The sequence below is a fragment of the Companilactobacillus mishanensis genome (genome assembly GCF_003946505.1).
Taxonomy (GTDB): domain Bacteria; phylum Bacillota; class Bacilli; order Lactobacillales; family Lactobacillaceae; genus Companilactobacillus; species Companilactobacillus mishanensis.
The window spans coordinates 158,949-171,385 of record NZ_RHON01000002.1; the positions used below are offsets into that span (position 1 = coordinate 158,949).

15 protein-coding genes and 1 other annotated feature are annotated in these 12,437 nt (G+C 37.4%); all 15 genes read left to right on the top strand.

What is annotated here, in order from left to right:
• The first annotated feature begins 204 nt into the window (after window positions 1-204).
• The 15 genes from brnQ to EKM63_RS03430 all read left to right on the top strand — a co-directional run bounded on the left by brnQ (window position 205) and on the right by EKM63_RS03430 (window position 12,414).
• Window positions 205-1,545, top strand: coding sequence for a branched-chain amino acid transport system II carrier protein (gene brnQ, locus EKM63_RS03360; RefSeq protein ID WP_125703716.1), 1,341 nt, complete (start codon window positions 205-207; stop codon window positions 1,543-1,545).
• Window positions 1,546-1,709: 164 nt separating this feature from the next.
• Window positions 1,710-2,024 (top strand): hypothetical protein, encoded by a 315-nt coding sequence (locus EKM63_RS03365; protein WP_125703718.1) that lies wholly within the window; start codon window positions 1,710-1,712, stop codon window positions 2,022-2,024.
• A gap of 73 nt (window positions 2,025-2,097) precedes the next feature.
• Window positions 2,098-3,030 (top strand): AEC family transporter, encoded by a 933-nt coding sequence (locus EKM63_RS03370; protein WP_125703720.1) that lies wholly within the window; start codon window positions 2,098-2,100, stop codon window positions 3,028-3,030.
• Window positions 3,031-3,059: 29 nt separating this feature from the next.
• Window positions 3,060-3,896 carry a histidinol-phosphatase HisJ gene (hisJ, locus tag EKM63_RS03375; protein WP_125703722.1) on the top strand — a complete coding sequence of 279 codons (837 nt, stop codon included), beginning with the start codon at window positions 3,060-3,062 and terminating at the stop codon, window positions 3,894-3,896.
• Window positions 3,897-3,965: 69 nt separating this feature from the next.
• Window positions 3,966-4,196 (top strand) — a binding site (T-box leader).
• A gap of 182 nt (window positions 4,197-4,378) precedes the next feature.
• Complete coding sequence (locus tag EKM63_RS03380) at window positions 4,379-5,533, top strand: ATP phosphoribosyltransferase regulatory subunit (RefSeq protein ID WP_125703724.1); 1,155 nt, start codon at window positions 4,379-4,381, stop codon at window positions 5,531-5,533.
• Window positions 5,526-6,179 carry an ATP phosphoribosyltransferase gene (hisG, locus tag EKM63_RS03385; protein ID WP_125703726.1) on the top strand — a complete coding sequence of 218 codons (654 nt, stop codon included), beginning with the start codon at window positions 5,526-5,528 and terminating at the stop codon, window positions 6,177-6,179. The genes EKM63_RS03380 and hisG overlap by 8 nt, the downstream gene beginning before the upstream one ends.
• Window positions 6,180-7,466, top strand: coding sequence for a histidinol dehydrogenase (gene hisD / locus EKM63_RS03390; RefSeq protein WP_125703728.1), 1,287 nt, complete (start codon window positions 6,180-6,182; stop codon window positions 7,464-7,466).
• Between the two features lie 12 nt (window positions 7,467-7,478).
• Window positions 7,479-8,063, top strand: coding sequence for an imidazoleglycerol-phosphate dehydratase HisB (hisB, locus tag EKM63_RS03395; RefSeq protein ID WP_125703730.1), 585 nt, complete (start codon window positions 7,479-7,481; stop codon window positions 8,061-8,063).
• Window positions 8,063-8,689 carry an imidazole glycerol phosphate synthase subunit HisH gene (gene hisH / locus EKM63_RS03400; protein WP_125703732.1) on the top strand — a complete coding sequence of 209 codons (627 nt, stop codon included), beginning with the start codon at window positions 8,063-8,065 and terminating at the stop codon, window positions 8,687-8,689. The genes hisB and hisH overlap by 1 nt, the downstream gene beginning before the upstream one ends.
• Complete coding sequence (gene hisA / locus EKM63_RS03405) at window positions 8,670-9,416, top strand: 1-(5-phosphoribosyl)-5-[(5-phosphoribosylamino)methylideneamino]imidazole-4-carboxamide isomerase (protein ID WP_125703734.1); 747 nt, start codon at window positions 8,670-8,672, stop codon at window positions 9,414-9,416. Before hisH ends, hisA begins: the two co-directional genes overlap by 20 nt.
• Window positions 9,385-10,143 (top strand): imidazole glycerol phosphate synthase subunit HisF, encoded by a 759-nt coding sequence (gene hisF / locus EKM63_RS03410; RefSeq protein WP_125703736.1) that lies wholly within the window; start codon window positions 9,385-9,387, stop codon window positions 10,141-10,143. The genes hisA and hisF overlap by 32 nt, the downstream gene beginning before the upstream one ends.
• Window positions 10,143-10,460 carry a phosphoribosyl-AMP cyclohydrolase gene (gene hisI / locus EKM63_RS03415; RefSeq protein WP_125704144.1) on the top strand — a complete coding sequence of 106 codons (318 nt, stop codon included), beginning with the start codon at window positions 10,143-10,145 and terminating at the stop codon, window positions 10,458-10,460. The genes hisF and hisI overlap by 1 nt, the downstream gene beginning before the upstream one ends.
• A gap of 13 nt (window positions 10,461-10,473) precedes the next feature.
• Window positions 10,474-10,806 (top strand): phosphoribosyl-ATP diphosphatase, encoded by a 333-nt coding sequence (hisE, locus tag EKM63_RS03420; RefSeq protein WP_125703738.1) that lies wholly within the window; start codon window positions 10,474-10,476, stop codon window positions 10,804-10,806.
• A gap of 9 nt (window positions 10,807-10,815) precedes the next feature.
• Window positions 10,816-11,892, top strand: a complete 1,077-nt coding sequence (gene hisC / locus EKM63_RS03425; RefSeq protein ID WP_125703741.1) for a histidinol-phosphate transaminase — start codon at window positions 10,816-10,818, stop codon at window positions 11,890-11,892.
• Between the two features lie 156 nt (window positions 11,893-12,048).
• The gene (locus tag EKM63_RS03430) at window positions 12,049-12,414 is read left to right on the top strand and encodes a hypothetical protein (RefSeq protein ID WP_125703743.1); all 366 of its coding nucleotides are present in this window, start codon (window positions 12,049-12,051) and stop codon (window positions 12,412-12,414) included.
• Window positions 12,415-12,437 lie beyond the last annotated feature (23 nt).

Consider the following 12,437-nt stretch of genomic DNA (forward strand, 5'->3'; position numbering starts at 1 on the left):
GATGTCATTAACCCTTTTTGGGTGAGTTAGCGTTTTATGGGGTGTAGACGGATTGCTGAATAATCTATAAAATATTGAAATATACTGTCGATGACTTTTTGTTGTCGGCTTTTTTTGTTGTCTATGTTTAATTGTTACAATGTTTTATTGCCTACATGGTGGTGTATTGGTATTATTTTAGGATAGTGTTTTGAGAGGTTGTTTATGGAAAATCGTTTATCTTTTCGTAATTTATTGTTTATTGGTTCTATGCTTTTTGGGCTCTTTTTTGGTGCTGGTAATTTAATTTTTCCTGTATTTTTGGGTCAACAGGCTGGTTCTAATGTTTGGCTGGCTATCATTGGTTTGCTTATTACTGGTATTGGTTTGCCTTTGCTTGGTGTTGCTGGGCTGGGTTTGACTGAGAGTGCTAGTGTTTTTGATTTGGCTGGAAAAGTTAATAAGACTTACGCTTATATTTTTACGGTCTTACTTTATTTGATTATCGGGCCTCTATTTGCTACTCCTCGTTTGGCTACTACTTCGTTTCAAATGGGATTAGATCCGTTTGTTTCTGATGGTATGAGTAAAATTGTTCTCGCTATCTTTTCAATTTTATTTTTTGCAGCATCCTGGTGGTTTGCTCGTAAGCCTAGCAAAATCATGACTTACGTTGGTAAATGGTTGACGCCAATTTTTCTTATTCTGTTGGGATTATTGATCATCGTTGCCTTTGTCAAACCTATGGGTGGTTTTCATGGTACCCCTCAAGGTGGATATGCTCAGAGTCCTGTGTTGTCTGGTTTCACCGAAGGGTACAATACGATGGATGCCTTGGCTTCATTGGCATTTGGAGTGGTTGTCATCGATGGTATTCGTTTGTTGGGCATAACTGATCCAAAGGCAATTGCTAAAGATACCATTAAAGCTGGTACAATAAGTGTTGTTTTAATGGGAATCATTTATACTTTGCTTGCTCTACTTGGTACAATGAGTTTAGGTCAATTTAAACTGGCTGCAAATGGTGGGATCACGTTAGCTCAAGTCTTCAATTATTACTTTGGAGACTTTGGAAATATTCTTTTGGCCTTGATTGTTATCGTCGCTTGTTTGAAAACTTCAATTGGTTTGATAACTGCCTTTGGTGAGGCGATGCATGAAATGTTTCCAAAAATTTCTTATCAAGTATTGATCGCAATTGCCAGCATCTTGCCATGTGTCTTTGCAAATGTGGGATTGACGAATTTGATTCAATATTCCACACCAGCGTTGATGTTCATCTATCCACTGGCGATAACATTGATTATATTGGCAATTTTGTCACCATTTATCGGTTCGTCTAAATGGATATTTGGAATGACAACCTTATTCACATTGATTCCAGCAATTATGGCAGGATTAGAAGCGATGAGCTTTGCTTTCAAAGGCCAGAATTGGTTCAATTCAATGTTACATTTCAATTCAATTCTTCCTTTAGCTAATCTAGGATTAGGTTGGGTCGTTCCAGCTTTGATTGGATTAGTTATCGGATATGTAATTAGTTTATTTAATAAGTATTATAAATAGTCACTCAACTTTTGAGTGGCTTTTTTTATTTTTAAGTCTGCATATTTTTATTGTATTTGAGTATTTTGAAAATTAATAATTGAAATGAACTTTTGTATGAGAACGAATACTACTGGCTTTACTAACTTGGACTCTGTAATGTCTTTTTAAAAGGAGTTCGTGCCATGCTAATTAGAAACATTACGTGGGAAATCTTTGTATTGATACCTCAAATAATTCCAGTTCTATTGATTGCATGGAAACTAAATCATCCTCGCAAAAAACAATTTATTCTGGGATTGAGTTTATTGATTATTGCCTTCAATTTAACTCAAAGTATTGAAATGCAGATGTATTGTCTGATGCTAATTGCCCTTTATTCATTGGTGATGGGTATAGTTTGGAAAATTAAGTCATTAATGATTTATGGATTAGTTTTAACGATAGGATTTGCTACATTTTTTATTTATTGTGATTTTGTTTTACCACCAGATGCTTAAGATCAAGGGATGATACTTAACATCTGGCTATCCTAATAAACGTTTTAACGTAGTACGAATAGGGGTCGATTTTATGGATTTGGGACAACTTACTAATCAAATTTTATTGATGTTTGGATTAATGCTAGTTGGTGTCATTATTGGCAAAGCAAAGTTAATGCATGCTCAAACTTCACGAGATTTAACGAATATATTAATTTATGTGATTGGACCATGTCTGATCATAAATGCTTTTGAGCAGGACTTTTCATCCAGCCGTATCAAAATCTTCATGTTAGCTACTGTTGGGGTCGCCATCTTTTATTTTATTGAAATTATTCTTTCTCATTTTCTATTTTCACGAGTAAAAAATGAGAATATTCGACACATGTCTATTTATGGCAGTATTTATTCGAATGCCGGTTTTATGGGAATTCCATTGATAAGTGCACTGTTTGGTCCAACTGGTGTTTTCTATGGAGTCGTTTCACTGGCTGTTTGGAATGTGTTTAATTGGACTCACGGTATCCGACTTTTCCATGAGACTAAAGAAGAAAAAGAAGGAATCAGTTGGAAAAGTATAGCTTTTAATCCCAATATCATCGCAATATTGATTGGTCTCATTCTATTTAGTTTTTCATTAAGGCTGCCGTATACAGTCAATGAAGTGGTCAAATACGTTGGCTCGATCAATACACCTTTGTCGATGATAGTAATTGGTGCAGGCTTTGCTAACATCAAAATTGATAAGCAGATGCTTGAGAAAAATATCTGGTTTAGTTTAATTTTGCGTAATTTAATTTATCCTGTCATAGCAATTGTCGTGTTGAAATTAGTGGGTGTCACAGGTGTGGCGTTCTATACGACCGTAGTGATGTCTGCGTGCCCAGTTGCAGGTTTGATTGTGCTGTTTACCTTACAGAAAAAGCAGAATCCAGCTCCTGCTATTGCCTTAATGAGTTTATCAACATTATTTAGTTTAGTTACGATTCCAATCATATTTGCCTTGAGTAATTTCAAATTTTAAGTGTAAGCTATACAAAAAGGAGTGATTTGATGTTGATGGACGGACACACGCATACAGAGTTTTGCCCACACGGAAGCCGTGAACCAGTTGAAAAAATGATTCAACGTGCGATTGGACTTGGTATGGAGAAGTATTGTATTACCGAACATGCACCATTACCACCAGACTTCACTGAAAGTTATGAAGGTTCTGAAGATGGAGTTTCTGAAGCGTCGATCCAGCTTGATGAAGTGGAACCATATTTAAAACAAATGAAATCACTTCAGTCCAAATATAGTGAACAGATTCAAATCTCAATTGGCTTTGAAGTAGATTATCTAGAAGGATTCGAAGACTTCACTCGTCGATTTCTTGAGGAATATGGCCCTCAAACACAAGAAAGTATTTTATCAGTCCACTTTATGAAAGGAACTGATAATAAATTCTGGTGTGTTGATAATGGAGTGGATGATTTTGCCAACGGATTCAAACAATGGTTGAATGATCCACAAGCTTTATTTGAACAGTATTACCAGACAGTCGCTAAGTCAGTCGATTCTGATCTAAGTAAGTATCGTCCTCAGAGAATCGGCCATATGAGTTTGATTAGAAAATATCAAGATCATTTCAAGATAACCGAAGACTTGGATCAACAAAATCTTGATTTAGTAATGAAAATATTGACTACAGTTAAGCAACAACAGCGAGAATTAGATTTGAACCTTGCAGGATTATATAAGCCATTATGTAATGACTTTTATCCTGGCAAGCAAGTCCTATCCATGGCTCAACAACTTGGTATTCCAGCAGTTTATGGTTCAGATGCACACGATATTGAATCAGTAGGCCATGGACTCCATTTACTTAAATCCTTGAAATTCTATTGACATTAAATATAATACCGACTATTATTAACATTAAATTAAAGAACATTAAATTTTACTAATCTTAATTTAATAAAGGTCATGAATAGGAAAAGTAAATGATAGTCACTCAAGAAGAGAGTTCCGGGAGCTGGAAACGGAATTGAAATTATCATTGAACACACACCTACGAATAACTTCAAAGTTGAATCAAGTAAACTTTGACGAAATGGTTCGTTATCCCAGTTGACACAGCCAACATAAGGTTTGATTCGCAAGGATCAAGCAAAGGTGAGGTGGAACCACGTTTATTACGTCCTCTTAGCATTTATTTGCTAAGAGGATTTTTTTCTGCCATGGTTGTTCGTTGGCGCAGCCAACACAATAACCGTAGCGCAAGTGCCTCGCATATTGAGTATCAGCAGGAACAAGGTGGCACTTACGTTCCATGCATCACATGACTATAAAAACAAGATCAGTAAAAATAAATACGGAGGCGTTGGAAAATGTTGAAAAATAATTTATTACCATTGGGAACTCGCGATGAGTTTGGAAGTAGAGCTTCAGAAAAACAACATATCATTTCAGTGATCCAAGAGGTTTTCAATAATCGTGGTTTTTCAAAAATATCCACGCCACTGTTGGAAAAACAGGCTGTATTTGAACCTTACAAGTTAGGCAATTACCAAATGTATCGTCTATTGGATCAAGAAGGTGACACAATCGTTCTTCGACCTGATATGACGTTACCGATTGCCAGATTTCTCAGTGCTACTAATATATCGCTACCACAAAAATTTTCGTATGTTGGTGACATATTCAGAATCAGTCGTAGATTGTCAGGTTCATACAATGAATTAACTCAAGCAGGAATCGAGTTAGTTGGTTATTCATCAATCAAGGCAGAATACGAATGCCTGGTTTTAATCAATCAATTGAGTTCACAACTATTAGATGAACCAGTTGAGATAGAGTTGGGAATTGCCGATTTTGCCAAAAGTGTTCTATCAACATTAACTTCTGATGATGAATTGCAGGATGAAATTGCCGACGCATTGTATAACAAACAAGTTCCTAAATATGAGGAATTGATTGAGCAATTTAAAGAGAAATCTGAATATAAATTCTTACTCAATTGGCCAAGACTATTTGGAAAACCGGAAGTTATTTTCAATCAACTGGAAGAATACAAACTACCAGATGAAGTGGAAACTAGAATCTCAGAATTAAAGAATGCCGTTGCTTGGATCAAACAGACAATACCAGAACAAACAGTTTCGATAGATTTGAGCAGCCGGGCACCACAAAAGTATTACACCGGCTTAACTTTCAAAGGGTTCTCCAAAGCGGGCGCTGGCTATTTATTCAGTGGCGGACGTTACGATAAATTGCTAGCAAACTTCCAGGATGTTAGTGAATCAGCCGTCGGAATGGGAATCGATATCGATTTGATAACCGATTTAGTCGTTGGCAGCATGCCTAAAGTTAATAAGAAATTAATATATTTCGAAGATTCGCAATGGGAGAAAGCTGAGTCAGAGTTGAGCAAGACTCCGAACGCTACACTGTCGTTATCAGATAATCTCAAAGATGCAAAAGAAGAAGCAGAGAAAATGAACGCTGAATTGGTGGATATGACGGAAGGTGAAACTATTGACTGAGAATAGAATAAAAATTGCATTGACCAAAGGTCGAGTTGAAAAACAAGTGATACCAGTTCTTGAAGAAGCAGGAATCAATTGTGATCAAATCAGGAATAAGCAACGTCGGTTGATATTTGATTCTGAAACACAGCCGTTTGAATTTATTTTGGCAAAAGGTCCTGATGTAACAACTTTTCTAGAACGTGGGGCAGCTGATATTGGAATTGTCGGGAGTGATATTTTAACTGAACACCAGAGTTCTCAATATGAATTATTGGATTTGGATATCGGTAAGTGTCAATTTGTCTTAGCTTCCACAAAGGATTTTGATCCCAATGCCGCCAAGCGAAAAATCATCGGTACTAAGTATCCACTGATTACCAAGAGATATTTCGACAGGTTAGGACAAGATGTTGAAATCATTAAAATTGAAGGTTCGGTTGAGTTGGCACCATTGACAGGATTAGCCGATGCAATCGTTGATATCACTGAAACCGGGACTACCATTAAAGAAAACAATCTCAAGATATTTGATTATTTAGACAAAGTTTCAACAAGATTAGTCGTTAATAGGATGGCTTTGAAACAACATCCAAAGGAAATATTTGATTTTGTTGATCGTATAAAAGCAGTTGTTGAAGAAAATAAAGAGGAGCGAGTATAAATGAAAATTGTTGAAGAGAGTCTACCAGAATTAGAAAAAATGGTCCAAATGAAGACACGTCAACTTAATGATCCCAAGGTAGTTGCCACTGTCAGTGAAATTATCAATAACGTGATTGATAACGGTGATGATGCTCTAAAGGATTACGAGAAAAAATTTGATAAGGTCGACATCAAAGATTTTAAATTAAGTCAAAAAGTTATCGATGATGCATATGAAAACTTAGATCCAGATGTAAAAGATGCTTTATTTTTAGCAAAGAAGAACATCACGAGTTTCCACAAAAAAGAAATCGAAAAAGGTTTCGTCGATAGTGAGCAACCTGGGGTTTTAAGAGGTCAAAAGTTATTGCCATTACAACGTGTTGGCTTATATGTGCCAGGCGGTACAGCTGCTTATCCTTCAACAATTATGATGAGTGCTTTACCTGCAAAAATCGCTGGAGTTGAGCAAGTTGTTATCGTGACACCTCCACAACAAGATGGTATCAATCCAGCGGTTTTGGCTGCTGCTAAAATTGCTGGAGTTGATGCAATTTATCAAGTCGGTGGTGCTCAAGCTATTGCGGCACTTGCATATGGGACTGAATCAATTCCACGTGTTGATAAAATTGTTGGACCCGGAAATATTTTCGTCGCCACTGCTAAAAAACAAGTCTTTGGTCAAGTTGCCATCGATATGGTCGCCGGACCTTCAGAAATTGGAATTATCGCTGATGATTCAGCCAATCCAAAGCAAATTGCCGCAGACCTGTTATCACAAGCTGAACACGATAAGTTGGCCCGTCCAATTTTAGTTACCGATAGTAAGAAACTCGCTGAAGCTGTCAGTGAAAATGTTGACTCACAACTAAAAGTCTTGCCACGTGAAGAAATTGCATCTGCATCAGTTAACAACAAAGGATTTATCGCTGTAGTTAAAGAAATTGATGACATGTTCACATTGATGAATACTGTCGCTCCAGAGCACTTGGAGATTCAACTTGAAGATCCAACGCAATATTTGAATCAGATACGCAATGCTGGATCTGTATTCTTAGGGAAATATGCATCAGAACCACTAGGTGATTATGTTGCCGGACCAAACCACATTTTGCCAACCGGTGGTACTGCTCGATTCTCATCACCATTAGGCGTATATGATTTCGTTAAGAGAACATCCTTCATACAATACACGAAGCCAGCTCTAGAAAAAGAAGCCAAGGCAATCACAACTTTGGCAAGAGTTGAAGGCCTTGAGGGCCACGCTAGAGCCATCGAATCACGTTTCGATAAATATTACGACTAGGGAGATATCACAATGAGACAAGCTACTATTGAAAGAAAAACACAGGAAACACAAATCAAAATCAGTTTAAATCTCGATGAACAGAGTGGTATCAAAATCGATACAGGTATCGGATTTTTGAATCATATGTTGAACTTATTTGCAAAACATGGACGTTTCGGATTGATTGTTGAAGCTCACGGAGATTTGGATGTTGATCCACACCACACGACCGAAGATACCGGAATTGTTTTAGGTGAATGCTTCAAAAAAGCTTTAGGTGATAAAGCCGGAATTGAACGTTATGGTACAGAATTTGTACCAATGGATGAAACTCTTGGACAAGTCAGTGTCGATTTGAGTGGCCGCTCATATTTGGTATTTGATGCAGATCTAGTCAATCCAAGACTAGGTGGACTTGATACCGAAACAGTTGAAGATTTCTTTCAAGCTGTAGCATTCGCTGCTGAAATGAATCTTCACGCAAGAATTCTTTATGGTAGAAATACTCACCACAAAGTCGAAAGTTTATTCAAGGCATTCGGCCGTGCAATGCGCGATGCCGTAACCATTAATCCTGACATTATAGGAGTCAACTCAACGAAAGGTGTGATCTAATGTTTGCAATAGTCGATTACGATACTGGAAACACCCGTAATTTGAAGAAAGCTTTAGATTATTTAGGAATCGAAAATAAATTAACTTCAGATAAAGAAGAAATACTTTCAGCTGAGGCCGTGATTCTACCTGGTGTTGGTGCCTTCAAGGCCGCTGTGGAAGAATTAGAGAAACGTGATTTAGTGGATACTTTAAAAGAAGTTGCTAAACAACGTACGCCGATGTTGGGAATCTGCTTAGGGATGCAACTGTTGTTTGACGACAGTGAGGAATATGGATTAACTGCTGGATTAGGTCTGATACCTGGACACGTACAAGCTATTCCGGAAAATGGCAACCTAAAGATTCCCCAAATGGGTTGGAATGAAAATGCAGCTGCACAAAAAAATAGTCCGTTCAGAGTTGCTGACGGACAGTTCACTTATTTTGTGCATTCATATTATGCGAATTGCGATGCGAAATATATCGTAGCAAGTGTTGAATATGGTGTCGAAATTCCTAGTATTGTTCAGAATAAAAACGTGATCGGCATGCAATTTCACCCGGAAAAAAGTGGACAAGTTGGACTAGATTTATTACAAAAATTTCAAGAGATGGTGACGACAAATGATTTTTCCCGCAATTGATCTTCATAATGGACAAAGTGTCAGATTATACCAAGGCGACTACAACCAAGTAACTTTGATCAACCCTAGTCCAGTTGTACAAGCTAAAGAGATCATCAAATCGGGAGTTAAACAACTTCATTTGGTCGACCTCGACGGAGCTAAAACTGGTAAACCCGAGAACTATGATGTCATTTCAAAAATCAGGGAGAATTTTAATGGTTTTCTTGAATTAGGTGGTGGTATTCGTGATATTGAGATTGCCAAGGCTTATTTAGATTTAGGAATCGACAGAATAATTATGGGATCAGCTGCTTTGGAAAATCCCGAATTGGTCAAAAACTTGTTGAAACAATATGGCGGCGACAGAATCGTCATCGGTGTCGATGGAACAGATGGGAAAGTTGCCGTAAATGGATGGCTTGAACAATCCTCTGTAACTATGGAAAATTTGATCTCAACCATGATGGATGCTGGTGCTAAATCATTCATCGTGACTGATGTTGCCCGTGACGGTACCATGGAAGGCCCTAATTTGGACCTATTGATGAGTCTGACACAAGCTTTGCCAGAAGCTAATTTGGTCGCAAGTGGTGGCATCAGAAATTTGAAAGATCTCCACAACTTGAAAGCTCTGGGAATTACTGACGTGATTATTGGAAAAGCTTTGTTTGAAGGAACCATAACTCTGAACGATATTGCGGAGGTGGAAAGTAATGCTAGCAAAAAGAATAATTCCTTGTCTTGATGTTGATGATGGACGAGTAAAAAAAGGAGTCAATTTTGTCAATCTGACTGATGTCGGTGATCCCGTTGAAATTGCAGCAGAGTACCAGAAACAAGGTGCTGACGAACTAGTATTTCTCGACATCACTGCTACAAATGAGAAAAGAAAAACTATGATCGATGTTGTTGAAGAAGTCTCTTCGCAAGTATTTATGCCACTGACTATTGGTGGAGGAGTGACATCTGTTGAAGATATTCAAAAACTTCTTCGTGTTGGTGCTGATAAAGTTGCAATCAACTCGGCAGCTGTTAGTAATCCTGAATTGATCACAGCGGGTGCCGAAAAATTTGGTAATCAATGTATCGTAGTTGCCATCGATGTTAAATTCGACCCCGATGCTGGAAAATATTTTGTCTACACTCACGGTGGAAAACAAAGAACTGAACTAGAGGCAATTGCTTGGGCAAAAAAAGTAGTAGAACTTGGAGCTGGAGAATTGCTTGTTACAAGCATGGATAAGGACGGAACCAAAGATGGATTTGATATCAGCCTTTATCAACAGCTAAATGATGCAGTTAACGTACCAATCATTGCGTCCGGCGGTGCTGGGAATGTTCAAGACTTCAGCGATGTATTTATTGAATCAAACGTTGATGGAGCCTTGGCCGCCTCAGTATTCCACTTTGGAGAATTAACTATCAGTGATGTTAAAAATGCCATCAAGGAAAAGGGAGTTGTTGTCAGATGATTGAACCAGATTTTTCAAAAGGTTTGTTAACAACGGTCGTCGTTGATGCTGATACCAAGGACGTTTTGATGGTCGCTTGGATGAACCAAGAAAGTTACAGACGTACTCTTGAGAGTGGCCAGACTTGGTTTTGGTCTCGTTCAAGAAAAGAATTGTGGCATAAAGGTGCCACTAGTGGAAATTTGCAGGATGTTGTCAGCATGACCTTGGATTGCGATGAGGATACTTTACTGGTAACAGTTCATCCTCATGGACCAGCTTGCCACACCGGACATTACAGCTGTTTCTTTCAACCAGTTATAAGTGATAAAAAATAAGGAGATTTTTGATATGCAAAATTTGGACGAATTATATGCAATGATATTGGATCGTAAAAAGAATCCTAAAGAAGGTTCATATACAGACTATCTATTTACCAAAGGCCTGGATAAAATTTTGAAAAAGGTCGGTGAAGAATCGACAGAAGTAGTAGTTGCTGCCAAAAATCCTGACAAACCTCGTGGAGACGGAGAATTAGTCTACGAATCTGCTGATTTGTTATATCACCTATGCGTGTTGTGGGTTGAACAAGGTGTAACTTTCGACCAAATCAAGACTGAATTGGCCAAACGTGAAGGATTGATGAGTGAATATAAAGATCGTCCTGAAATCAAAGATCTATAGGAGGCACTTATGAAAAAAGTTATCAAAGAACTCCAACCTTATATTCCAGAAAAACCTTTGGAAGAGTTAAAAAGTGAATTAGGACTGAAAAAATTAGTCCGTTTATCTGCTAATGAGAACGCTTATGGGACTTCTCCAGATGTTAAAAAAGCTGTGGTAAATTGGGCATATAACGAAAGCAATTTGTATCCTGATGGCGATGCAACTGAATTACGTGACTTGATTTCAAATAAGTTCAATTTGGATCCCAAACAAATCGTTTTTGGAGTTGGACTAGACGAAGTCATTGTCATGCTATCAAGAGTGTTTTTGGAGCCAGGGGATGAAGAATTAGTTTCATCACCAACATTCTCTGAATACGCACTGCACGCCGAAATCGAAGAAGCAACCGTCAATAAAGTTCCAGTATTGGCGAATGGTGGAATCGATTTTGATGGGATGCTTAAAGCTATCACACCAAAGACAAAACTAGTCTGGATCTGTAATCCAAACAATCCAACAGGAACATTTGAAACGGTTGCCGATATCGAAAAATTTGTTTCAAAAGTACCTAAAGATACTTTGGTATTGGTCGACGAAGCGTATATTGACTTTGTGACAGCATCTAATGCGACCGCAATGGATCTGACTAAGAAATACCCAAATATCGTTGTGATGCGTACATTTTCCAAAGCATATGGACTAGCAAATTTCAGAGTAGGGTATGCCGTGTTCTCTAAAGAAGTGGCTGAACAAGTCCAGAAGGTACGTTTGCCATATAACGTTAATTCAGTTGCCCAAGTTGCGGCAACTGCAGCGTTTAAAGATACTGATTTTGTTCAAGATGTAGTCGAAAGAAATGCTGAAGAACGAACTGAATTTGAAGCTTATTTTGATAGTAAGAATATTAAACATTATCAAAGCCAAGCTAATTTTATTTTCTTTGAATATCCTGATGCCGATAAGTTGGCAGTTTATTTATTACACAATGGGTATTTGATCAGAACTGGATTACGTCCAGGCTGGTTAAGAATCTCCGTAGGTAAAGCTGAAGATAATATTGCTATACAAAATTTAATTGATGAATATGAAAAAGTTAAAATTTAAAAAGACTTAATTCCGGATCTATTCGGATATTAAGTCTTTTTTTTGTATAAATTTTCTTGTAATGTATTATGACAAAAACGTGGTTGGAATTTTTGAGATTTGTTGGATAGTTAACTTTAAGAGATATCATTATCCAAAATACCATCGGGGTTCAGCATGAACAAAAATCATTTCATAAAGGCTTTATTATGGGCAGCTTTTGGAATTTTTATACCAGTTTTTTTATTGATCATATTGCCTGAGCTGAACTATGAGCTTCAAGTAAAAAATGTCGTCAGTTCAGAGATAAATACTGACAAAATATACGATAGATCAAAAAATAATACTACCAGACAATTTTTGCAGCACAATAAAGATTTGAAAATAATAAGTATTTCTGACTTCCAAGGTTCTAACGGTAAGGAAGGGTACTTTGTTGTTGAATTAAATAAGGGCAGAAGCTTGGGAGTTATGTGTTCATTTCATAGTGTGGGTCCATATATATGGGCTGTCAACATTTTGTCTGTCCAATTAAACACATAAAAAAGCCGAGAAAATTTTCTCAG

What these genes read in the sequence shown, in the direction of transcription:
- EKM63_RS03365 (WP_125703718.1), top strand. Translation starts at nt 1,710, where the DNA reads ATGCTAATTAGAAACATTACGTGGGAAATCTTTGTATTGATACCTCAA.
- hisH (WP_125703732.1), top strand. Translation starts at nt 8,063, where the DNA reads ATGTTTGCAATAGTCGATTACGATACTGGAAACACCCGTAATTTGAAG.
- hisA (WP_125703734.1), top strand. Translation starts at nt 8,670, where the DNA reads ATGATTTTTCCCGCAATTGATCTTCATAATGGACAAAGTGTCAGATTA.
- brnQ (WP_125703716.1), top strand. Translation starts at nt 205, where the DNA reads ATGGAAAATCGTTTATCTTTTCGTAATTTATTGTTTATTGGTTCTATG.
- hisC (WP_125703741.1), top strand. Translation starts at nt 10,816, where the DNA reads ATGAAAAAAGTTATCAAAGAACTCCAACCTTATATTCCAGAAAAACCT.
- hisF (WP_125703736.1), top strand. Translation starts at nt 9,385, where the DNA reads ATGCTAGCAAAAAGAATAATTCCTTGTCTTGATGTTGATGATGGACGA.
- EKM63_RS03430 (WP_125703743.1), top strand. Translation starts at nt 12,049, where the DNA reads ATGAACAAAAATCATTTCATAAAGGCTTTATTATGGGCAGCTTTTGGA.
- hisD (WP_125703728.1), top strand. Translation starts at nt 6,180, where the DNA reads ATGAAAATTGTTGAAGAGAGTCTACCAGAATTAGAAAAAATGGTCCAA.
- EKM63_RS03370 (WP_125703720.1), top strand. Translation starts at nt 2,098, where the DNA reads ATGGATTTGGGACAACTTACTAATCAAATTTTATTGATGTTTGGATTA.
- hisB (WP_125703730.1), top strand. Translation starts at nt 7,479, where the DNA reads ATGAGACAAGCTACTATTGAAAGAAAAACACAGGAAACACAAATCAAA.
- EKM63_RS03380 (WP_125703724.1), top strand. Translation starts at nt 4,379, where the DNA reads ATGTTGAAAAATAATTTATTACCATTGGGAACTCGCGATGAGTTTGGA.
- hisE (WP_125703738.1), top strand. Translation starts at nt 10,474, where the DNA reads ATGCAAAATTTGGACGAATTATATGCAATGATATTGGATCGTAAAAAG.
- hisJ (WP_125703722.1), top strand. Translation starts at nt 3,060, where the DNA reads ATGTTGATGGACGGACACACGCATACAGAGTTTTGCCCACACGGAAGC.